The 22,251-nt window shown below is 41.0% G+C and carries 20 protein-coding genes, 1 tRNA gene and 1 other RNA gene; 8 read left to right on the forward strand and 14 right to left on the reverse strand.

Annotated features, from left to right (window positions below; genetic code table 11):
* Nucleotides 1-56: 56 nt before the first annotated feature.
* From rnc to nhaA, 7 genes are all read right to left on the reverse strand, one after another.
* Nucleotides 57-803: a ribonuclease III gene (gene rnc / locus AC2SLT_RS03115; protein WP_486546327.1), complete on the reverse strand. Its 747-nt coding sequence runs from the start codon at nucleotides 801-803 to the stop codon at nucleotides 57-59.
* A 256-nt stretch (nucleotides 804-1,059) separates the two neighbouring features.
* A complete protein-coding gene (gene lepB, locus AC2SLT_RS03120) occupies nucleotides 1,060-1,881 on the reverse strand; it encodes a signal peptidase I (RefSeq protein ID WP_486546328.1) in 822 nt (273 codons plus the stop codon).
* Between the two features lie 463 nt (nucleotides 1,882-2,344).
* A complete protein-coding gene (gene lepA / locus AC2SLT_RS03125) occupies nucleotides 2,345-4,147 on the reverse strand; it encodes a translation elongation factor 4 (protein WP_486546090.1) in 1,803 nt (600 codons plus the stop codon).
* Nucleotides 4,148-4,604: 457 nt separating this feature from the next.
* Nucleotides 4,605-4,681, reverse strand: a tRNA-Met gene (locus AC2SLT_RS03130).
* A gap of 174 nt (nucleotides 4,682-4,855) precedes the next feature.
* An RNA gene (gene rnpB, locus AC2SLT_RS03135) (RNase P RNA component class A) lies at nucleotides 4,856-5,224 on the reverse strand.
* Nucleotides 5,225-5,385: 161 nt separating this feature from the next.
* Nucleotides 5,386-5,778: an MliC family protein gene (locus tag AC2SLT_RS03140; RefSeq protein WP_486546092.1), complete on the reverse strand. Its 393-nt coding sequence runs from the start codon at nucleotides 5,776-5,778 to the stop codon at nucleotides 5,386-5,388.
* 635 nt (nucleotides 5,779-6,413) lie between these two features.
* Complete coding sequence (nhaA, locus tag AC2SLT_RS03145; protein WP_486546093.1) at nucleotides 6,414-7,625, reverse strand: Na+/H+ antiporter NhaA; 1,212 nt, start codon at nucleotides 7,623-7,625, stop codon at nucleotides 6,414-6,416.
* 550 nt (nucleotides 7,626-8,175) lie between these two features.
* On the opposite strand from nhaA, the gene AC2SLT_RS03150 reads away from it, so the two are divergent.
* Complete coding sequence (locus AC2SLT_RS03150; RefSeq protein ID WP_486546095.1) at nucleotides 8,176-8,931, forward strand: TSUP family transporter; 756 nt, start codon at nucleotides 8,176-8,178, stop codon at nucleotides 8,929-8,931.
* A 304-nt stretch (nucleotides 8,932-9,235) separates the two neighbouring features.
* A complete protein-coding gene (locus tag AC2SLT_RS03155) occupies nucleotides 9,236-10,222 on the forward strand; it encodes a LysR family transcriptional regulator (protein ID WP_486546096.1) in 987 nt (328 codons plus the stop codon).
* A gap of 207 nt (nucleotides 10,223-10,429) precedes the next feature.
* Here AC2SLT_RS03155 and crcB read toward each other — a convergent pair whose 3' ends face one another.
* From crcB to AC2SLT_RS03175, 4 genes are all read right to left on the reverse strand, one after another.
* Nucleotides 10,430-10,801, reverse strand: coding sequence for a fluoride efflux transporter CrcB (crcB, locus tag AC2SLT_RS03160; protein WP_486546098.1), 372 nt, complete (start codon nucleotides 10,799-10,801; stop codon nucleotides 10,430-10,432).
* 265 nt (nucleotides 10,802-11,066) lie between these two features.
* A complete protein-coding gene (gene tsaD / locus AC2SLT_RS03165; protein ID WP_486546099.1) occupies nucleotides 11,067-12,107 on the reverse strand; it encodes a tRNA (adenosine(37)-N6)-threonylcarbamoyltransferase complex transferase subunit TsaD in 1,041 nt (346 codons plus the stop codon).
* Between the two features lie 279 nt (nucleotides 12,108-12,386).
* Nucleotides 12,387-12,974, reverse strand: a complete 588-nt coding sequence (locus AC2SLT_RS03170) for a c-type cytochrome (protein WP_486546101.1) — start codon at nucleotides 12,972-12,974, stop codon at nucleotides 12,387-12,389.
* A 99-nt stretch (nucleotides 12,975-13,073) separates the two neighbouring features.
* Nucleotides 13,074-13,517 (reverse strand): hypothetical protein, encoded by a 444-nt coding sequence (locus AC2SLT_RS03175; RefSeq protein WP_486546102.1) that lies wholly within the window; start codon nucleotides 13,515-13,517, stop codon nucleotides 13,074-13,076.
* Nucleotides 13,518-14,001: 484 nt separating this feature from the next.
* On the opposite strand from AC2SLT_RS03175, the gene rpsU reads away from it, so the two are divergent.
* Together rpsU and AC2SLT_RS03185 are read left to right on the forward strand one after the other, a co-directional pair.
* Entirely contained in the window at nucleotides 14,002-14,217 is a 216-nt protein-coding gene (rpsU, locus tag AC2SLT_RS03180) for a 30S ribosomal protein S21 (protein ID WP_007394316.1), read from the forward strand.
* A 235-nt stretch (nucleotides 14,218-14,452) separates the two neighbouring features.
* Entirely contained in the window at nucleotides 14,453-14,902 is a 450-nt protein-coding gene (locus tag AC2SLT_RS03185; RefSeq protein ID WP_486546103.1) for a GatB/YqeY domain-containing protein, read from the forward strand.
* A 62-nt stretch (nucleotides 14,903-14,964) separates the two neighbouring features.
* Here the strand turns inward: AC2SLT_RS03185 and AC2SLT_RS03190 are convergent, their stop codons facing one another.
* On the reverse strand, nucleotides 14,965-16,638 hold the full coding sequence (locus tag AC2SLT_RS03190; RefSeq protein ID WP_486546105.1) for a M48 family metalloprotease: 1,674 nt from the start codon (nucleotides 16,636-16,638) through the stop codon (nucleotides 14,965-14,967).
* A gap of 387 nt (nucleotides 16,639-17,025) precedes the next feature.
* Between AC2SLT_RS03190 and AC2SLT_RS03195 the strand changes: the two genes are divergently transcribed.
* From AC2SLT_RS03195 to thiS, 4 genes are all read left to right on the forward strand, one after another.
* Entirely contained in the window at nucleotides 17,026-17,403 is a 378-nt protein-coding gene (locus tag AC2SLT_RS03195; RefSeq protein WP_486546106.1) for a sulfurtransferase TusA family protein, read from the forward strand.
* 336 nt (nucleotides 17,404-17,739) lie between these two features.
* Nucleotides 17,740-18,606 (forward strand): RNA polymerase sigma factor RpoH, encoded by an 867-nt coding sequence (gene rpoH, locus AC2SLT_RS03200; protein WP_486546329.1) that lies wholly within the window; start codon nucleotides 17,740-17,742, stop codon nucleotides 18,604-18,606.
* Between the two features lie 44 nt (nucleotides 18,607-18,650).
* Entirely contained in the window at nucleotides 18,651-19,016 is a 366-nt protein-coding gene (locus tag AC2SLT_RS03205) for a DUF423 domain-containing protein (protein ID WP_486546107.1), read from the forward strand.
* 141 nt (nucleotides 19,017-19,157) lie between these two features.
* Entirely contained in the window at nucleotides 19,158-19,358 is a 201-nt protein-coding gene (thiS, locus tag AC2SLT_RS03210; RefSeq protein WP_486546108.1) for a sulfur carrier protein ThiS, read from the forward strand.
* A gap of 226 nt (nucleotides 19,359-19,584) precedes the next feature.
* Here the strand turns inward: thiS and hpf are convergent, their stop codons facing one another.
* Together hpf and rpoN are read right to left on the reverse strand one after the other, a co-directional pair.
* On the reverse strand, nucleotides 19,585-19,971 hold the full coding sequence (hpf, locus tag AC2SLT_RS03215; protein ID WP_486546110.1) for a ribosome hibernation-promoting factor, HPF/YfiA family: 387 nt from the start codon (nucleotides 19,969-19,971) through the stop codon (nucleotides 19,585-19,587).
* A 419-nt stretch (nucleotides 19,972-20,390) separates the two neighbouring features.
* On the reverse strand, nucleotides 20,391-22,220 hold the full coding sequence (gene rpoN, locus AC2SLT_RS03220; RefSeq protein ID WP_486546330.1) for an RNA polymerase factor sigma-54: 1,830 nt from the start codon (nucleotides 22,218-22,220) through the stop codon (nucleotides 20,391-20,393).
* Nucleotides 22,221-22,251 lie beyond the last annotated feature (31 nt).

The raw sequence follows: 22,251 nt of genomic DNA on the forward strand, positions 1-22,251 counted from the left end.
TCAGTATTTAGTCATTGTATATTCAATATACTATTTAATTGGGTTATTATTTATTTTTAAGTTTTGACTTTTATAACACGATCATTGACCAATTTATTGAGTTGATTGATCATTTTTTCAGCCGTTTTTTGTTCCGCAATACGACGGCTTTCACCAGACTCTACGATAGCGGTACTGTGTGGTACATCGACTGCACAACGAACCACAAATACCTGGTTTGGCGCATTGCCTTGGGTTTCTAATAGATCGTAATTGGGTAAATCAAATTTATGACCTTGAAGCCATTCTTGTAAACGACTTTTGGCGTCTTTTAACACCCGCTGATCGTTCACGTTATCGATAAGCTCTACAAACCAATCAAGAACACATTTTTTTACCATATCGACACTTTGAGAGTCTAAATAGATAGCGCCAATTAATGATTCAACCGTATCAGCCAATATTGATGCACGTTCACGTCCGCCCCCTTTTCGCTCGCCCACACCCAATATCAAATGAGACGATAAGCCAAGCTTTTGAGCCACCTCAACCAATGACTCTTGACGAACAAGTGTCGCACGCATACGGGTCAGGCGACCTTCATTTTGATTGGGATATTGGTAGTATAATGCTTCGCCAATGATCATTCCTAACAACGCGTCCCCTAAAAACTCTAAGCGCTCATAATTTACCTTGCCATCAAATGAACGATGTGTCAAAGCAAGCTTAGCCAAGCTGGCATCATTGAACGTATAGCCTAGTTTAGACTGTAGATTATCCAAGCCTTGCTCAAAACTGGTATATCGCTGAGTTGGCTTTGACATCTTTTTTGAAGTGACACTTTTGATAGAGTTTACATCCTTGCTACTTTTACCATGCTCTGTTCTAAATACTTTTGGCATATTAATTAAACACATTATGACGCTATTATCAGGTCTATCATCTAGGTCCGATATAGGCACGTTTATAAAAGTTAAGGGCTAAAATTGACAGTCATTCTATGACTTAGTTTGGCAGTATTCATTTTGCTTTATCCGAACTAAGCACAAAGCTGATCAACAAAACGAATCAATAGCAAAACTAATCGATAGAACGATTGTATTTAAAGGTAGGTAGATTTAATCCAGGCTTCTTATGCATCCACACATATACTGCTTTTCCTGATAAATTCTTATCTGGAACAAAACCCCAAAACCTGCTGTCTTCACTACGATCTGAGTTATCACCCATTACAAAATAATTACCTTCTGGTACAGTGATACTCCATGGCGAATTATACGACATATTTCCTGAAAGATAGCGACGTAAATAAGTATGGTCGCCTAACTGCTCTTGGAAATACTGTGCTACTTCTTCTTCCTCTCTACCTCTTGAAACAGCTTTCTCAGGGGTCAACCCAGGCTCATTTCCTGCGGTATACAAGCGATCAGTTAGCACAGGATCCGCTACAAAATCCGAAGGTGTCGTTGGGACAGGATTACCATTCACTGACAACTGACCATTATCAAAGCTTAACGTATCACCAGGTAAACCAATCACCCGTTTAATATAATAAATTTTGGGATTTTCTGGATACCGAAAGACGGCCACATCTCCATGTTCAGGACTGCCCGTATCGATGACTTTATTATAGATGAGTGGCAGACGTATCCCGTATGCATATTTATTGACCGCCACAAAATCACCGGTATAAAGCGCTGGCACCATTGAGGACGATGGAATATTAAACGGTTCTACAATAAATGAGCGAACAATAAGCACAATCGCCAACACAGGAAAGTAATCATGAGCCCAGCGAATTAAAAAGTGTGCTTGTGAACCTTTAGGCTTTGTAGTGACCGCTGCGAGATGTAGGTGACGTTTGGCTTCACGATATTCACGCTCAGCAAGTTTAATAGGCATTGGAGCATCATCAACTTTAATGCCCTCTAATATCGCTACATCACCCACCTCTTCCTGACCAATATAGTCATGAGATAACAGCGTGCTTTCATATGCTTGGCGTTTTTTATCAAGATTTGATTGAGCGGCTTGCACCTCTGCACTGGTTGTGACTCCAGCGCCTTTACGTTTATGTTGCTTAAACCACAATTTATCAAGCAGCCATATTACCCCAAGTAACAAGGTTAATGGCACTAAAATCACATTAAAATCAAAGTCCATACTACAGCCTTAACCACTCAATTATTGTTCTTAAGCTTACGTCTTAAAACCTTAAGCCTATATTAATCGTTCCTATATTTGATACTACGTCTTACACTACTCTTTTTGTATTCATAAATTGTTATGCTAAAAACTTGTTATTCTAAAAACTTGTTAAGGTCAAACCATTGTTTAAACGACATAGGTCCAAAAGTAAAGGTTACTACTGGTTGTCGACTTGCAATACTGCAAGGAATGCCTCTTGCGGGATTTCAACACTACCGACCTGTTTCATGCGCTTTTTACCTTCTTTTTGCTTAGATAGTAGTTTTTTCTTACGCGACACATCCCCACCATAACATTTTGCAAGGACATCTTTGCGCATGGCTTTCACGGTACTTCGGGCGATAATTTGACTACCAATCGCCGCCTGAATCGCCACATCAAACATCTGTCTTGGTATTAATTCTTTCATCTTTTCAACCAGCTGATTGCCGCGATAGCGTGCTTGCTCTTGGTGACAAATCATCGCTAAAGCGTCTACTTTATCGCCATTGATTAACACATCAACTTTGACCAGCTTATCAACTTCATAACGATCAAACTCATAATCGAGTGACGCAAAACCTCGTGAAACAGACTTAAGACGATCAAAGAAGTCCATCACCACTTCACCTAATGGAATATCAAATACCAATTGGACCTGTTTACCCATAAAGCGCATATCCACCTGAACACCACGGCGCTCCATACATAAGGTCATCACGTTTCCTAAGTAGTCTTGCGGCACTAATATATGACAACGGGCGATAGGCTCACGAAACTCTTCAACAAACCCAGGATCTGGTAATTTAGAAGGGTTATCAATTAAGGAAACCTCGCCATTTTTGCGTTTAATCTCGTAGATTACAGAAGGTGCGGTGGTGATCAAATCAAGATTATATTCTCGCTCCAAACGCTCCTGTATGATCTCCATATGTAGCATACCTAAGAAGCCACAACGAAAACCAAAACCAAGTGCATCAGATGTATCCGGCTCAAAAAACAGTGCTGAATCATTGATTTGAAGCTTCTGCAATGCCTCACGAAACTTCTCAAAGTCATTTGAGTCTACTGGAAATAGACCCGCATATACCTGAGGGGTTACCTGCTTGAACCCAGGAATAAAATCAACATCAGGGGTACTCGCATGAGTAATGGTATCCCCTACAGGCGCACCGTGGATATCCTTGATACCTGCGATCACAAAACCCACCTCACCCGCTTCAAGCTTGCCTGTCTCTAAGGGTTTAGGCGTAAAGACACCAATAGAGGTGACTAAATGTGCGTCCTTAGTAGATTTAATAAAAATTTTGTCGCCTTTCGTAATGGTACCTTGGCGTACACGTACTAAAGACACAACACCTAAATAGTTATCAAACCACGAGTCGATAATCAAGGCTTGCAGTGGTGCTTCACGGTCGCCCGTGGGTGCAGGAATATGTTCTACCAAAGCCTCCAAAAGCGCATCAACACCGACACCAGACTTTGCTGAAACCCTAGGCGCATCAATCGCCTCAATACCAATGATATCTTCGATTTCTTGAATAACCCGCTCAGGCTCTACCTGTGGCAAGTCAATTTTATTTAGGACTGGTAATACCTCTAGGCCTAAATCAACTGCGGTATAGCAGTTGGCAACAGACTGTGCTTCCACGCCTTGCGCTGCGTCAACGACCAAAAGCGCACCTTCACAAGCGGCTAATGAGCGTGATACTTCATAAGAAAAATCAACGTGACCTGGCGTATCAATGAAGTTCAGCTGATAGCGCTCACCATTGGGATGGTCATAATACAGCGTTACAGACTGTGCTTTGATAGTAATCCCGCGCTCACGCTCAATATCCATCGAATCCAGTACTTGGGCTTGCATTTCACGATCTTGCAGCGCACCACAAGTCTGAATAAAACGGTCAGCCAGAGTGGATTTACCATGGTCAATATGGGCAATGATGGAGAAGTTTCGAATATTTGATAATGCGGTCACGTCTTGCGGCTACCTAGTTGTTGTGTTCAAAATTATGAATGATAAGAATAAAATAATTATTAAGACCAGCTATTCTATCAGCTTTACGCAGGCTTGTAAGTGGTAGAAATGAAATGTTAATGAATAGAGCGGTTAATCTATCTATTAACCTATCATTTTATAGTCAGTATCTTAAAAAATTTTGGACGTTGCGACATTATACCTGCACGATTGAATAATCTATCCTTATTAGACTCGGTCAGACTCATTAAACCTACTATTTTTAGTGTTTGATTTATAGAGTTTGGACTTGCATTTCTCAATAGGTTAATTTCAAGATTTGGTATTATATTACACGACTTTAGATTATCGGAACATTCAGGCATAAAAAAAGCCAACTACTTGGCTTGATATGGCAAAGTAATCGGCTACAATAAGCACTTAAGGCTGAAATAGTGGGGTGCGTTTAAACTAAATATGGTGGCGATGAAGAGACTTGAACTCTTGACCTCACGATTATGAGTCGTGCGCTCTAACCAGCTGAGCTACATCGCCTTTTGAGGGCGGTATTATCCCTAAAACAGGGTATGCCGTCAACCCCTAAAATGAAATTAATTAAAATTAATCTGAAACTTTAAGGTGACGACTACAGTGTCCGTATACTAACAAGGACGTACATGTATACTATAATGTCTCTTTGAGACATTATTGCCTCTTATAGACGCTAATAAGGTTGGTAAACCGATAAGCCGGGTTCTGTCGAGAACGATCATTCATCTAGGCGCACCGTTGCCAGTACGCTCAAGCAACCTACCCGTGTCCCTTGCAGGCGACAAGTAATGGACACCTATTTGGTCTTGCTACGCGTGGAGTTTACCTTGCCATGAACTGTTGCCAGCCATGCGGTGCGCTCTTACCGCACCCTTTCACCCTTACCCCGCTACTTAATTGACAAGCAATTTAGTAGCGGGGCGGTCTTCTCTCTGCTGCACTTGTCGTCGGGTTACCCCGCCCAGCCGTTAGCTGGCACGCTGCCTTATGTAGCCCGGACTTTCCTCCCTTCTGTATAATCAAAACGGCGATCGTCTGGTTTACCAAGCGAAGTATTATAGCAGACCTCAAAAAATAAGATAGCAAAACTTAGGCTTTACTAAACCGAGCTAACCTAATACTAAAACAGCCATTATTCAATGAATAATGGCTGTTTGATATTACTATAACACTTAAAAATGAAAATTCAGATTATCTAACCTATTGACTTATTGGCGTTCACAATTGACGATATACTCATTACCGTTTGCCCATGAAATCCCCATAAGCCCCATATCCGCCTTAGTATGCCATTCATAGGTAACATTAGGGTTATCTGAATTGACATAACGTGCGCCTGAGCCAGAAGGAGCAATATCCATGACCAAAGTTTGGTTGTTCCATTTAGCTTTTGGTAAGCTCGCAGTGACAATAGCTTGTTGACCATCTCGTGAATACTTTGGCATCACAGTAGCATTATCTTCACAAACAAAGCGCTCAGGTGCCATGCGATCATAAGCTTTATTGACTTGTTGTGCTGTAGTTGTATTAGGTTGAGTAGTATTTGAGGCACAGGCAGCGAGCATTACGCTTAAGGGTAACAAAGTAAGTAGTTTTTTCATAATATAACTCCAAGAGTTGAATCAAAAAATGAGTTTTAGATTTATACAAATATGTTATTTATTCCGAAGTTGCAAACCACAAATTATTTTTATTGTCACAACATCATCATCGATGTCATACCATACTATAAGCACAATAAGCTTTAGTTTCCAACAAATAGTATTCAATAAAATGTAGTACTATTATCTCCCTAATTAATTTTTTTAATAATTTTGAAATATATAATCATATTATAGATATCAGAACTAATAAGTCTGTTATCTCTTGTCTTCAGTTTTAATCTGAAGGTCATGTTTTTGATTAATTTATGTAACCAAATAACGTAGTTCGTCTAACTATCACTGTTTGAGCCAGAAAGTTTGATAAATTCATTGACTATTTTAAGGGGATAGTTGAGTTACCCCTTTCTAAACTTATTAAAACTCATTGTAGGCTCGTGCTTTTAGCCCAGCAAATAAAAACCTTTAATCAGAAATGCTGGGCTAAAGCCACAGCCTACGTTAAGAGGAGAATGGGGTTTAAGTGCTTAGTTAAATGGAGTGTTAAATTCGTTAAAACCTCATAGTAAAAAGCCTGAAGGTTAATCTACGAAAGATTAACTTCAGGCTCATTGATTGATTATATATAAGAACTATTAAGATTCGCGAGAGGTCAATTTTGTTAAATCGAGCGTCGAGGTAGATACCTCTTCTTTTAACGTGGCTTTAAGGAGTAGGTATCCCGCTACCCCAGAAATAATCGAACCAAGAATAATTCCCAGACGCGGATCAAAACCTTCAGTACCCTCACTAAATGCCAAACCACTAATAAACAAACTCATTGTAAAGCCAACGCCACATAACAAGGAGACACCATATAAATGTCTAAAACTCGTTCCGTTGGGAAGTTTTGCCAGGCCCACCTTAATGATCGCCCAAGACATCAGCATAATACCAACTTGTTTACCAATAAATAGACCCGCAGCGATGCCGAATGGCACTGAGTGAAATAATTGAGCAAATCCAGCGCCTTGTAGCGAAATGCCTGCGTTTGTAAAAGCGAATAATGGCAAGATAGCAAAGGCGACGGTACTATGAAGGTCATGTTCAAGCTCTTCTAGGGGTGAGTGCTCAGGGTCGTCAACATTAATCATCGGAATAAACAATGCCAATAATACGCCCGCTAAAGTGGCATGAATCCCTGATTTTAGTACAGCAACCCACATGATGATACCGAAGAATAAATACGGGGTAATCGCGGTAACATTACGCTTATTTAAAAAATATAAAAAGGGTAAGCACAGTCCTGCTACCAATAAGGAGGTCAATGACAAGTCACTGGTATAAAACAAGGCGATAATTAAGATCGCACCGATATCATCAAAGATAGCAATAGAGACCAAAAATATTTTAAGTGAGTTCGGCACTCGGCTGCCCAATAGGCTTAAGATGCCAATCGCAAAGGCAATATCGGTTGCAGCAGGAATAGCCCAACCTGCTAAATATTCTGGATTTTTAAAATTGAATGCCACATAAACCAAAGCTGGTACCAACATACCACCGATAGCTGCCGCAGCAGGTAAGATAATTTGTTTAACGTTTGACAGCTCGCCAATTAATACTTCTCGCTTGAGCTCAAGCCCTACCAAAAAGAAAAATATAGCCATTAGGCCATCATTAATCCAGTGATGAGCGTCTTTATCAATGACCAGACTACCCACTTGTACCACAACTGGCGCATGGATAAAAGACTCATACCAATGGTGTAATGGTGAGTTTGCCACTATCATGGCAGCAATGGCAGCTAACGCAAGAACAATGCCTCCAGCAGCTTCATACTCAAAGAGTTTTTTTAAATTTTGTAACACCCTTTACCTCTCTACCTAGCTGGTGGGGCACTCTTATCTCAACAATAGGGTATCCCACCAATGGGGTTTTATAATTTGTTATTGATTATTTGCTTTTATGGTAGCAGAAAAGTCAACATTATCGCGACAAAATTTGCGTAATAATATTTTCTAAAACTCTGTACTCCTTGATCTGTACTTATTGAATTGTCAGGTGGTAATTTACTACTGGTAACAGTAACGGTTCATATTTTTTTGAACTCTGATACCAAGACATCTTTATAGTTAACAGTTAATAAGCATCAAAGGCAGTTCACAATAGCTTCGATAATATCGTTCCATTTTAATTTATAACAATTAGACTGTTTTATTTGGCTTCTAGCTTCTAAACGGTATTATTAATTGCTGTTTTCAATGAGCGTAGTCCTTATTGCTTGTCATAATGAGGTAAGGTATTATTCATTGACCATCAACAAATGTAAACATTTCTTTAAGAACCTGTATTCACACCTTGTCACTGGCGATATCTGCTTTAATATGCTTGTTTATTGTGAAATATGGAACGTCATTTATGGATTTCTCCTTAACTCTTGAAGTCATCTTAATGTTAACCGCAGTTGCTGCTGTCGCAGGATTTATTGATGCCATTGCAGGCGGTGGCGGATTACTGACTATCCCCGCCATGTTATTGGCTAACATCCCACCCGTTCTAACCTTAGGTACCAACAAATTACAAGCGGCCTCGGGGGCTTTGGCTGCGTCTATTACGATGATTAAAAAAGGCGTTGTCAAACCTGCAACAATGAAAATGGCGATCGCTGGCGCCTTTATAGGATCGGTACTGGGTACTATTGCTGTTCAAATGTCGCCCCCCTCTTTACTTGAGAAGCTCATTCCCTTTTTGATTGCTGCGATTGGTATATATACTTTATTTGCGCCAAGCTTAGGAGAAGTCGAGGCAGAACCGAGAATAAAAGAAACCACTTGGCAACGCGTAGTGGCGCCTTTGATTGGATTTTATGATGGTTATGTGGGTCCGGGCACTGGTATGTTTTTTGCTTTGGGCAATGTGGCATTACGTGGTCGTGAAATTATCGCCTCTACGGGTACCGCTAAGATACTCAATTTATCAACCAATATTGCGTCACTCATATTTTTTATATTAGGGGGTAACGTACTTTGGAAGGTCGGTCTTGCTATGATGGTCGGTCAAACTATAGGAGCGTATGCCGGATCCCACATGGTCATTAAAGGCGGGAGTAAAATTATTCGGCCTATGATTGTTATTGTATGTTTGGCTATGGTCACAAAATACGTGCTTGGATAATTTTTATTCAAAACTTTAACTAACTTGTTCTTGGGATACGTAGTATCGTAACTTATTTTTAATCTCTCTTACTCAATCGCTTCCTAATCCTACCTTTACAAAAGGGATGACGCTACCCTTTTACTACTATCAAAAGTAGTATTTTTATCTTACGCTTCACTATTATTCAAACGCATCTTTATCTCTGAATTAGTTTAATTGATATTGAATATCGCTATTCAAAAAGAATAAATCAACAAGATAAACAAGTGAGAGGTAATGCGTTAAAATAGACAAAACCTCAATCAAAAAACGACCTATTCTTATGCTTGAGCTTCGCCACTTACAGACTTTAACTGCCCTACGCGCTCATGGTTCACTAGCAGCAGCTGCCGACGAATTACACGTCACTGCGTCAGCCGTTTCTCATCAGCTAAAAGAGCTTGAAAACTACTATGGTGTCAGACTAGTCAATAGACGGACCCGTCCGCTTAGTTTTACCCCAGCAGGTAATGTGGTACTAAAGTTAGCCGACAGTATCTTACCGCAAGTTATCAGAACAAAAAATAATCTTAAAAGATTGGCGCACGGGCAGGCAGGCAGGTTACGTTTGGCCTCCGAGTGCCACAGCTGCTTTGATTGGCTCATGCCTATTTTAAATCAGTTCCGTCGTGAGTGGTCAGATGTGGAGTTGGACTTTGCCACTGGCTTTGAACCTGAGCCACATCATTTACTTACTGAAAGTGAGATCGATTTATTGATCACTACCAGCGACTTGGACATCGAAGGCATCAGCTATCAACCTTTATTTACCTATGAAAGCCGATTGGTGTTAGCGCCTACCCATCCTTTAGCCAGTAAGACAAGCATCGCTCCTAGAGACTTAGTGGATCAGACACTGATAGCGTATCCCGTGGAATCTAAGAGACTAGATGTCATTGCTAAGTTTATGGCACCAGCTGGGCTTAGCTTTGCAAAAATTCGCACTACAGAGCTTACCGCCATGCTGATCCAATTGGTCGCTAGTGAAAGAGGCATAGCTGCTTTACCAGATTGGGTGGCAGCCGAGTATGAAAAGAAAGGGTGGGTAGTGACGCGCCCCTTAATTGCCGCTGCTGAAGAACGGCATTCTATAGAGGACAAGTCGACTCAAATACCATTAAAACAAACCTCGCAAAAGTCCAATTCTGATTTTCATGCTGATACGGGTGTCTACTGTCAATTGTTTGCAGCGACTCGTCAAAGTAGCTCAGAGCTTGCGTATATGGAAGGGTTTGCCAAGCTATTAGATGAGCTCGTTAAGCCTTATTAGGGGAATGTGCTTTTTTATTAACTGGTTTATTAATACGGATTTATCAGAGCATGCTTATCAGATAAAGGTTATCAGGATTAGTTTTTATTGCTGGTTTCTTATGGCGGAATTAAACGTACTGGCTTGCTTAAAAGTTAGGTACTTTAAGGGACTCATAAAAATGACTACAAAACAACTACTTATAGAAGCAAACGATTATAAGTCAGGCTATAAAGCAAGCTTCGTTAAATAAAAGCCAATGGCAGTAGCCGCAAGGGTCAATCCCACATGTAGCGCAATTAGCCCAAAACCTGCAAACACTTTGCCTGAGTTTAAGAGCCCAAAGACCTCACTACTAAAAGTGCTAAAGGTCGTTAAGCCGCCTAAAAAACCAGTGACCACAAACAATTTCACATTGGGATGCCATGTCTCGCCGGCTTTTAAAAAAACCACCATTGCGATGCCGATCAATAGTCCGCCTAGTATATTGGCCCACAGCGTTCCTAACGGTATCCAATGATGTAGAGGATTGAGTTTGGCAAGCAAAGCACGCAAACATGCCCCTATAGCAGCGCCTAATCCAATCGCTATCCACTGCATAGTAACGCCCCCGTAAGTATAATAAGAAATCAGCACACCTAACTTATGACTGAATTAAAAATGACAAACTAAATATAGTCAAAGAAGTCTAAAATGGTTACAAGGCAACCGAGTGCAAGTGCTACTGGAGTAGGCTTAACGAGGTTAACGCCGTAACCGTTTATAGTTCGCTGACTATAATAAACCAACAACAGCTTACGACTACTGCTAGCAACTAGGGTATCGTTTACAATCCTGAGCGCCTAGTCTCAGTCTAGGCTCCCGACTATGTCAATGCAGGAAGCTCGCTAATATTCCATCTTGGCACACAGCTTACGGACAGATCATCGGACTGACCCGCTTGTAGTCGCTGATATCCTGCATAAGCAATCATCGCACCATTATCTGTACATAAGGCTAATGGGGCGTAGTGAACCGTCGCCTTTATTTTCGCCAACTCTGTCTCTAAGCTTTCACGTAGATGAATATTGGCACTCACACCACCAGCAATAACCAATTGCGACATCCCTGTTTTCTTTAAAGCTTTGACACATTTTTTGACCAACGTATCGACAACCGCATGCTGAAAGCTCGCGGCAATATCGGCTCGAATGCTATCATCAGAATCTGATCCAGCCGTGTCTTTAATTAAATTATGGGCTGCCGTCTTCATACCACTAAACGAAAAGTCCAATCCTTTATGCAACATAGGTCGGGGCAAATCATAAGCATTAGGGTTTCCCTGCTCCGCCAAACGAGCCACATTGGGACCACCGGGGTACGGCAGTCCTAACATTTTAGCAGCTTTATCAAAGCACTCACCAGCGGCATCATCGATACTTTCACCCAATATCTCATACTCACCAATTGCATGAGCAGCGACCAATAAGGTATGACCCCCTGAAACCAATAGTGATACAAAAGGAAATTTGGGAGGATTAGGCCCTAATAGAGGTGACAACAAATGTCCCTCCATATGATGCACACCAATGGCGGGAATGCCTAAACCATATGCCAAACTACGACCAAATAATGCCCCTGTCATCAATGCCCCGATTAACCCAGGACCTTTGGTAAAGGCGACAGCATCTATGTCATCTTTTGTCATGTCGCATTGGGTCAATAACTCGTCTAACAGTGGCACCAACTTTCGAATATGGTCTCGGCTGGCAAGTTCCGGTACTACGCCGCCATATGTGGCATGCAGTTCGATTTGCGAATATAACACCTGTCCAAGTAAGCCATTGTCACCTTGATCGATTCGTTCACTGTCAAAGATGGCTAAGCCTGTTTCATCACAAGATGTCTCTAAACCTAATACTTTCAACGCGCACCTACTTTTATGAATAATTGAGTCATGTTTTTTGAGTGGGGTTCGTATAAAACGCTATTAAGGCATTTACGATTATGGCATGTAGACCTAAATTGTGTTATTTATCACACGCCTAATCAGCGAATTAAAAAACCGCCAGATTGTATACACCATGGCGGTAGTTTATCAGATTATCAAGGGGTGTATCTGTTACTGGCTTCACAAGTTCAACTAAGTACGATAATGTCAGTGCTAAAGCCAAGAAATGCTAAAGCCAAGTACGGTTCGGTTCGATTAACTGGCTTGCTCAACCATATAATCGACAGCAGCATGAACTTGTTCCACCGAGACATCGCCAGTAGCTTGGGATGGCATGGCTTTAAAGCCTTCTGTTGAGTGCTTATATAACACGTCTTTACCTTGTGCAATACGAGGTGCCCATGCCGCTGCATCGCCAAATTTAGGGGACTCTAATAGTCCCTGTTCATGACATACCTTGCACTTACTTTCATAGAGTGCTTTGCCCGCATCAGCGGCCAATGGTGCATCGCTAGTGGATGCCGCTACTTGTTCAGTAACATCATCATCAGCAGAGGCACTCTCAGTCGCTTCAGTAGCCTCAGTACTATCTACAACAGTAGTAGCAGGTTCAATCGCAGCAGGTTCAGTCGCATCAGTTGCGGTGTCTTCTACCACGGCAGGCTCTGGCGTATTGGTGACGGCGGATTCTGCTGCTTTTTTAGCATCATTGACATCTTCCTGTCCGCCACAGGCTGTCAAAGTAGCTGTTAAAGTAATAGCAGCACCAAGCATCATAGAGACTACTTTTAGTATATAACGGTTGGTAGGTTTTTGATGAGTTTGCTGGTTAGTGAATAACATAATTTGCTCCTAAAAAGGACTAATTTCATTCAACACATCTATACCCTCTAGCACTGATAGCACATAAAGTAACTGTTTACTTAACCTTATAGTTTGACCTTACTGCGTCGCGGCTGGCGTATCACTTGCAGGTGTCTCTGTAGATGCTGGAGCTCCTGCCATGTCAGCAGATGCGGCACCTTCAGTTGGCTCAGCTCCTTCAGTCGTCATGGCTCCTTCAGCAGGAGTGGCTCCTTCAGCAGCGGTGGCTTCACCAGTAGTCGCTGCTGCATCAGTTGCCATTCCATCAGTAGCTTCACCTTCAGTTGTCGTGGCTGCAGTCGCTTCGCTAGCGGCTCTTTCATCAATGACAAGGGGCTCAGGCTCAGGCGCGTTTGCTCTAGCAAGCTCAGCGGCCTCTTCTACTTTATCAACCGCTTTCACCTCTTCTTCATGTCCGCCGCAGGCTGTCAAGGTTACTGCGGTACCTAGCATCACAGCAGCTACTTTTAACAGATGACCGTTGGTAGATTTTTGACTATAGTTTTGATTAGTGAATAACATTGTTCGCTCCGACAAGGGTTGATGATTTTAAAGGATGAATGATTTTTAAAGGATTATTAAGTCTTATAAAGGGTATTAAACTAGATATTGTAACGAATGACTTTATAACAGTACTTTATACCCGTCACTTCTTAATGACAACACCCTTTATTGCCATTTTAGTCACCTATTATAGCGTTTATTTTGTATGCATCATCTAACCCTATATTTTTCTATTAATTTCCCATAACACTATCTCATGAGTAGTAAGGCGAATCATCAATATTCGCTATTATCACTCAACAGCGACAAGATAAATACTTGACTATTAACTTCATTTTTGCTATATTCTCGCTCTTATTCTAATATTTCCAATAGAATATTGTAACTTAATCCTAGCAAGAGCTGATGCCACATCACTTTGAGACACTGTGGCTAATACCAATCATACAGCCTTGCTAATGTTTCTTGTCTCTCATTTCCACTACTACATTAAGGAGTCTGCATGCCTTCAGTTAAGGTTAAAGAGAACGAACCTGTTGATATCGCTATCCGTCGCTTCAAGCGTGCCTGCGAAAAAGCGGGTGTTTTATCTGATGTCCGTAAGCGCGAATTCTACGAAAAGCCAACGCAAGAGCGTAAGCGTAAAAAGGCAGCAGCCGTAAAACGTTATAAGAAAAAATTACAACGTGAGTCTATTCGCACCACGCGTATGTATTAATTGGTATTTATCTAGCATTTGATCAAGCCTTAAATAGCTATCTTTTAAAAGGCTAAATCTTGTTAAATATTAAGTGCTAGCTTATAAGTATTGAAAAAAACCACCTACTTTGTCCTCTTCCTAGCTTATTGCTGATGATGACATAATATAGGTGGTTTTTTTATGCTAGAATTTTATTAACGTTAATTTTAAATGCATACACTATAATACGACCATATAATAATAGGAACTTATCATGAGCGCACTAAAAGATACCATTACCGAACAAGTCAAAACGTCAATGAAAGCACGAGAGCTTGAAAAGGTTAAGGTTTTACGTAATATTCAATCAGTTATTAAACAGATTGAAATTGATCGCAAAGTAGAACTTGATGATTCCGGCGTTTTAGAAATATTGCAAAAACAGCTTAAACAGCGCCAAGAGTCTTTATCAATCTTTCAAGAAAATGGTCGTGAAGACTTGGTTCAAAAAGAGCAGTTCGAAATCGACATTATTAATGACTTTATGCCGCAGCAAATGAGTGAATCTGAGCTTGCCGAGTTGATTAACACTGAGATAGCCGTACAAGGCGCCAGCTCAATGCAAGATATGGGAAAAGTAATGGGTGCGTTAAAATCTAAGACTGCTGGACGCGCAGACCCTGCGGTGATGTCGCAGTTGGTCAAACAAGCATTAATGGGGTAGTTGCATTTACCACATTAGTGATAGCACTTGATGGCAACTTAACTGCATATCTACTACGAATGCTAGGGACTAAAGTCTCTAGCTATTTTTACGTCTGCTATATCACTATTAATATTGGCAAGTAAAGGGGCTAAATTATAAGTGTTTGTGTTAGCACTATTAGGCTGCTGAGTCTCAATAAGCGTTTTAGCTTGTTGCAACGAGACTAAGGCATCATTATATCGACCCCGCCATAACTCACCCTTAGCTCGATAGCGTAAGGCATTGACCGCCGAGATATTTGCTAAGGACTGATTAGACTGAGCGATGTTATTTTGGTTGGCGATATTTTGGTTAGCACTATTCGTTGGCATCACGCTTTGACGTGCCATAAGCTCATAAGCCCGCTGCATACGAGATAAAGATTCTAAATCATAAGGTTTACTAGTTACGATAGGTTTGAGCGCGGTGATTACCTCGTTATACTTGCCTAACTGTAACCATGCCTCAGTCAATAATAGCTTTATATCTCTACGCTCTGGGTATAAAGTGCTATACGGTAATAACAGCTGTTCGGCTTGTTGCCACTTGCCTTGCATACCGGCGACTTGTGCTTCGGTAATCGCCAATAGTATATCAAGGGTCACTTGATCGTTATAGTCAGCAGTAGAATACGCTCTAAGTTGAGAGTTTTCTCTGTTTTTTAATTGATTAAAAAGATCAGATGCCTCTTTATAACGGCCCTGAGCACCATACCAATAAGCCAATGCAATGGCAGCCCCCCTATTTGTTTGCGAGGCCGCTAACAACTCACCTTCAGTAACCCGATTTGTCAGCACATTGACGCGCCATTTCAACAAGTCAAACGTTAACGGACTGCGCTGCTCAGTAAGTCCTACTTCAGCATAGCTATTCGCACGACTTTGCGCTTCACTAAGACGCTCAGAGCTTAATGGGTGCGTCATAATAAAGCTGGGCAAATAAGCATTTTGCGTAGTGTTAAGTTGCGTTTTTTGATTTAAAGTACCAAAAAATCTTGGCATAGCTCTCGGGTCATAGCCCGCTTTTGCCATCAGTTGCATGCCAATACGGTCCGCCTCTCGCTCATTACTACGACTAAATGCCATTTGACTGTTTAAAGCGGCTGTCTGACTACCCATCATCACGGCAGTAGCGGCATCCGGATCAGCAGCGGAGGCAGCGATAGCTGCTAATAGACCACCAATTTGCATGAGTAGTACTTTTCGATTCGTCTCATCTCGATGCTCATAGTGACGCTGACTTAAGTGAGCAACCTCATGGGCGACCACGCTGGCAAGCTCATCCATACTATTAGATTCAATAATCGTACCGGTATGGATGCCCATTACGCCACCGGGAATCGCAAAAGCATTAATAGTAGGATTGTTGATGACCAGCAAGGCTAAAGGCGCTTGATTGCGTGCCTGGGCGTTAATCTGCCACGCCATGATTTCGAGTTGTTCTTGTACCCAAGGGTCATTTAGCATCGGCGCATTTCTAGCTAACTGCTGTAATGACCACTCACCTAGCGCTTTGTGCTGGTTGGCCTCAATAAATCGAGTGCCCCCGCTTCCTAATTCTGGCAGCGTAAAGCTAGGCTCCTCATAAGTTGAATTAAACACATACTGCGGCGGCATATCAAAGCTTTGATAGCCAGAACGACTCGAGTTAGAATTGACTACACTCGGTGATTCATTGGCAGCAACGGCCATATTCGTTAATAATATATTTGACAAGAGTACGGCTACTCCCAAACGTAAAACCGGCATTGAGAACAAACGATGATTCCTTATATATTGATGCCTTATATAATGCATTGACTTACCATTCATTTGGTTTAATGTGGTGATTATAGTAAACCATCTCAATATCTATTCCTTGACGTTTGTATGACTTAAAAAACTGTTAACCTTAAGAAGGCTTGATTTTAACGGTATCAGCATTTTAAATAGCTTTCAGATATCGTATCTTACATCTTAACCAATTAACCTTGTACCATCGTCTCTGAGTTGTAATTTTTTTAATCTAAAGCAGATAATTTAGCCGTTACTAGCAACGTAATATAATTTGTCGCACCCTTTTTTAATGCTCCTAATTTAAATTTAATAATATAAGCTGAATTTATGATATCAATTGACTTACCTGATACTAAACAACATACCCTACTCCAGCAATATATTGACTATTTAGACCCAGCCGATAAGCGTACTCTTGAGCAACACGCAAACGCTACAAAAATAACGGCATTGGTGGATGGTCGAGGGCTTGCCTGCCCTATGCCGTTACTAAAAACTAAAGTAGCACTACGCTCTATGCAGGAGGAAGATAGTGTTTATGTACTAGCTACTGACCCCAACTCTCAAGTTGATTTGGCCGCATTTTGTCAGCAATCTGGACTTAAAATGGTGATAAGTACTCAAAGTGGTGTCGGATCTACCGATAGTTTAGAAAAACTCGATACAATCTTTCACGTCATGATTACCAAAACAAATGGTAACTAGTTGGTAGTATCCTTTACAATAGATCTCATTAAAGATATTACTTTTTAAGGTCAAAATATGGCTACTCCTAAAACTGACAAAGCGAAAACGACAAAAAAAGATTCCTCAAAAAAGACATCTTCTGTGAAGGTTGCCGAAGTTGAGCCTATCGATATGGATATAGAAGTGGAAGAACTGCCTCTCGATGAGACGTTGGACGATGACACATTGGATGATGAGACACTCGACGATGTGGATGAGGATTTGCTCGTAGATGGATTGCCAGTGGCAGATCCAGTTGCAGAGGATTGGGTAAGCAACTATCCAACAACCAATACTCGCGACTTGGTGCCTGCGATGCCGATCAACCTATCGGCACCCGGTGTCAATCTTGGCGCTTACATGAACTCAGTGCATCAAATACCTATCTTGACCCCCGAGCAAGAGAAGGAACTGGCGCATCGTTATTATGATGAGGGTGATGTGGAAGCCGCTCGTATCTTGGTCATGTCACATCTACGCTTTGTGATTCATATTGCGCGAAGTTACTCAGGTTATGGTTTGCCTCAAGCTGACTTAATTCAAGAAGGTAACTTGGGACTTATGAAAGCGGTCAAACGCTTTGATCCGAATAAAGGCGTACGCTTGGTATCCTTTGCGGTGCATTGGATTAAAGCGGAGATTCATGAGTTTGTTATTCGTAATTGGCGTATTGTCAAAGTGGCGACTACCAAAGCGCACCGTAAGCTGTTCTTTAACTTACGTAGCCTGAAGAAAACCAATAATCAGCTGACGTTAGAAGAAGCGGATGCGATTGCGGCTGACTTAAATGTGACCCGTAAGCAGGTGCTTGAAATGGAGTCACGTCTGACATCCTATGACGCCTCCTTTGAAGCACAGTCAAGTGACGATGATGATGGTCATTATGCGCCGCAACTGTTTTTAGAAGACGGTATTGATCCTGCTGAAGTGGTAGAAGATGCAGACTGGGAGGAGAACAATACCAATGCGCTAATGGATGCCATGGATACTTTAGACGATCGCTCAAGAGATATCGTTGAACAGCGTTGGTTATCTGAGCAAAAATCAACATTACATGAATTGGCAGCTGTCTATAATATCTCAGCGGAGCGCGTGCGTCAGATTGAAAAAAATGCGATGGATAAGATTCGTGAAGCCATGACCATTGATAGTGTCATCATGCCTAATGAAGATTCGCTATAAGACGTTAAAATAACTATATTGACTACGTGTTGGATGCTATATTTATGAACTGGATAACTGCTGCCGCTTTAAATTTAGCCCTTGCCGTTGCCTTAGGCGCTTTTGGCGCGCATGGTCTTAAGTCTCTGACATCCCCCGAGCAAATGGCATGGTGGCACACAGGGACACAATACTTCTTTTACCATGCGTTAGGTCTGCTAGCGGTTGCTATATTAATAAGACTTGGCTATACCACCAGTACCACAGCATGGTTATTACAGATCGGTATCCTTATATTTTGCGGTACTTTATTTGCAATGACCTTAGGCGCACCAAGATGGTTGGGCGCTATCACTCCAATTGGGGGTACATTGATGATTATTGGATGGGTGTGGCTGGCATATACGGCATTTAAACGAACAAACATTTAGCCATTTTCGCTGGTCCTTGCTGCTCTCATTGCACGAGTTTAATTTTATATTGCTTAATGTTATATGAATGAATAAATTTTTGCTTATCCAAAAATATGATTAAGATGAAAAATAACGAAGATAAAATAATAGGAACAAAGTATGGTTAGCGTGACGATAAATGGACAAAGCATGGATACCGATCATAACACCGTTAAGCCCATGCTTGATGAGTTGCAGCTGACACAAGGCCGATATGCGGTTGAGATTAATGGAGAGCTAGTACCCAAATCAGAATTAGATCTCACTGAACTTAAACAAGGCATGGTCATTGAAGTAGTACAAGCGGTCGGTGGCGGTTAAGGATCTTATATTGCTTGAATGCTTGCTTAGCTTAGCGGTATAAATGAGCCGTTTAACTTAGCGACTTAACTCAAATATTGACGTTAAATATAGCCCAAAACTGAAAAAAGCCCCTACTTTAATGAGTTAAAGTAGGGGCTTACCTTTGGAGAAAATTTAGATTTGGTATTAATTAGAAGTCACTTAACTTTGTATTAAAATATATAGCTCAAGTTATAGCGACTGATTAATAAGCGTATGACTCATCAATAACTGGAGTCGTTTCAGCGATAGGCTCTCTACGTTTTGAGGAACGAGTCTTACGCTCAATACGAGTTTTATACTTACGCACTTGGCGATCTAGTTTATCTGCCATTTCATGGATGGCTTTATACATGTCATCATCATAGCACTGTACGAACATTTCTTGACCAGCCACTCGCATAATTGCTTCTGCTTTATGGTTGTTTTTACCACTATGACTGGCATCCGTTCGATGGTTATCCAGAGATAAAATTACTTTGATACTTTGAATTTGGTCAAAATGGCGCTCTACTTTAGAAAGCTTATCCATTACCATGTCTCTCATAGCATCGGTAATTGTGATGTGATGGCCGCTGATTGAAATGTTCATAGTTCTTACATCCTTTTTATGGTTTGAGCCTTGAAATAAGCTCAGAATAACGTGGTATAAAATGACAAGTCACTGTTATTTATAACACTACATATAGTGCATATGTTAATGACACTTACTTCTGTCTATGTCATTTGATATCTCATTGTTTTTAAACAACATTACATGAATAAAAAAACTGATATATCGGTTAAGTTGTGGTTTTAATATCCTTATTAAAACCTTGATATCCACAACAATGTTTTTGATAAAACTTTTGTTGGGACACCCTTAATTTGACATGAAATTTAATTTTATACAAGGATGTTAATTGTAATATAATGTAAAAAAAACCTACTTTTTAATCTATATCCTTTATAATCTGAAATTTTTTTATTTTTAGAATTACCTTTCTTTCTTGCTTGTGTTCTATTGAATTATTAAAACTTTTGCTTACGCTGGGTAGATGATCCAATATTCATAGCCTCTCGATACTTAGCGACTGTACGCCTTGCTATATCAATCCCCTGATCTTCCAAATGCTGCTTTAAAGCACTGTCTGACAATGGCTTTTGCGGATCTTCATCACGAATGAGCGCCTCTATCATGGCACTAATAGCGGTAGAAGAGATATCACCTTGATCACTTGAAACATGCGATGAAAAGAAATGTTTAAGTGAGAATAGGCCTTGTGGGGTTAGAATGCTCTTATTGGTGGTTAATCTGGAAACCGTTGATTCATGTAAATCCACAGCCTCAGCCACATCTTTTAAAATTAAGGGCTTCATTGCAGTGGGACCTTCTAATAAAAAGTCTTGTTGTAGCTTAACGATACACGTTGCAACCTTCAGAAGATTTTGATTGCGCTCTTCAATACTACGAATGAATAAACGCGCATCAATTAAGTTATCTCTTAAATAAACATTGTCCGGACTGTCATCGCCGCGCTTAACAAGACTGGCGTATTCATTATTGATTCTAAGCTTAGGCAATGTTTCTGGGTTTAGCTCAACTTTCCAAACAGCCTTACCATCAGCTTGATTGGACTTTAATTGAACAATCACATCTGGGATATCATAGACCTCAGGGCTTGAGCCATACTCAGGTTGTGCCTTTGAGAAGGCCAGCCCTGGGGCGGCGTTTAGTGTTCTGATTAAGTCAATACAACCACTTATCTCATCCTTTTTGATGCCGGTTCTTTTAATGAGCTCTTTTATATTATTGCTTACCAGTAGCGGGTGTTCATCCAGTAATCGTATTGCTTTGTCTCGGTACGTTACATTGTCATCCAAGCTTCTAAGCTGGATTTGTAAACTTTCCGCCAAATCCCGCGCCCCGACACCTAGAGGATCACAGGATTGAATAAGGGTGATCACTGTAGAGATCTGCTCACACTCGATTTTTTCCTCCCACTGATAGAAGCTTGCCATCTCATCGAAGTTGTCTTTCAGCTCAGCCACATCGATCTGGATAAACCCATAGTCGTCCATTGCATCTATCAGATAATCCGCAATTAATACCTCAGTCTCAGATAGATGACTGAAGTTAAGTTGCCAACGAATATGATCTTGAAGACTAGTAGAAGTCGCTCCTTGATAGTCGCTCATTCCTTCCGTATCTGGCCTCGCCATTCCCGTGGGACTGTGAGTGTAGATATCGTCCCAATCCGTATCAATTGACAACTCACCTAAAGTATCACTAAGGCTATCGCCAAGCGTAGACTCTAAACCGATATCTTCACTGTGTACGGCTCCATCATTTTCAGAAATAGAGGGCGTACGTTCTTCAGCACTGACGCCACTTTTAGACCCATAGTTCTCATAATCAATAGACTCTGAAAGGCTACCTTCTATATCTCTATCATCATAAGTTAGGTCATCGTTGTTGTCATTCATAAAACCTGTATCAATCACATCATCACCATCATGGCTATGGGTGGAATCGTCCTCTATGCCATAATCATTGACGTCATAGTCGTCTATATGAAAGTCACCTGTATCAAAGTCATCTGAACTGTCTTGGTAAACTTCATATGCCGCATCCTCAGCGCTCAGCTCTAATCGAGTCATCTCTTCAATGCTATTAAAATCTTCTGCATTGATGTCATCATCTTCTATTCGCTCAAGCAAAGGATTGCTATCAAGCTTCATCTGCACCTCCTGCTCAAGCTCAAGGCTTGATAACTGCAATAGCTTAATAGCCTGCTGCATCTGCGGGGTTAGCTTTTGTGCTGTAGTAAGATTAAATCCTAAATTAAACGAATTACTCATCATAAGGTATGTGTGTTTCCCAATTACCCAA

The sequence above is a fragment of the Psychrobacter sp. CX18 genome (genome assembly GCF_057396215.1).

Bases quoted from the DNA above. Each gene is read 5' to 3' on its own strand.
- AC2SLT_RS03175 (WP_486546102.1), bottom strand. From the start codon at position 13,517: ATGTTATTCACTAATCAAAACTATAGTCAAAAATCTACCAACGGTCAT.
- AC2SLT_RS03185 (WP_486546103.1), top strand. From the start codon at position 14,453: ATGAGCGCACTAAAAGATACCATTACCGAACAAGTCAAAACGTCAATG.
- AC2SLT_RS03170 (WP_486546101.1), bottom strand. From the start codon at position 12,974: ATGTTATTCACTAACCAGCAAACTCATCAAAAACCTACCAACCGTTAT.
- AC2SLT_RS03140 (WP_486546092.1), bottom strand. From the start codon at position 5,778: ATGAAAAAACTACTTACTTTGTTACCCTTAAGCGTAATGCTCGCTGCC.
- AC2SLT_RS03205 (WP_486546107.1), top strand. From the start codon at position 18,651: ATGAACTGGATAACTGCTGCCGCTTTAAATTTAGCCCTTGCCGTTGCC.
- rpoH (WP_486546329.1), top strand. From the start codon at position 17,740: ATGCCGATCAACCTATCGGCACCCGGTGTCAATCTTGGCGCTTACATG.
- AC2SLT_RS03155 (WP_486546096.1), top strand. From the start codon at position 9,236: ATGCTTGAGCTTCGCCACTTACAGACTTTAACTGCCCTACGCGCTCAT.
- thiS (WP_486546108.1), top strand. From the start codon at position 19,158: ATGGTTAGCGTGACGATAAATGGACAAAGCATGGATACCGATCATAAC.
- lepB (WP_486546328.1), bottom strand. From the start codon at position 1,881: ATGCCTATTAAACTTGCTGAGCGTGAATATCGTGAAGCCAAACGTCAC.
- hpf (WP_486546110.1), bottom strand. From the start codon at position 19,971: ATGAACATTTCAATCAGCGGCCATCACATCACAATTACCGATGCTATG.
- AC2SLT_RS03150 (WP_486546095.1), top strand. From the start codon at position 8,176: ATGGATTTCTCCTTAACTCTTGAAGTCATCTTAATGTTAACCGCAGTT.
- rpoN (WP_486546330.1), bottom strand. From the start codon at position 22,220: ATGAGTAATTCGTTTAATTTAGGATTTAATCTTACTACAGCACAAAAG.
- crcB (WP_486546098.1), bottom strand. From the start codon at position 10,801: ATGCAGTGGATAGCGATTGGATTAGGCGCTGCTATAGGGGCATGTTTG.
- rnc (WP_486546327.1), bottom strand. From the start codon at position 803: ATGTCAAAGCCAACTCAGCGATATACCAGTTTTGAGCAAGGCTTGGAT.
- AC2SLT_RS03195 (WP_486546106.1), top strand. From the start codon at position 17,026: ATGATATCAATTGACTTACCTGATACTAAACAACATACCCTACTCCAG.
- rpsU (WP_007394316.1), top strand. From the start codon at position 14,002: ATGCCTTCAGTTAAGGTTAAAGAGAACGAACCTGTTGATATCGCTATC.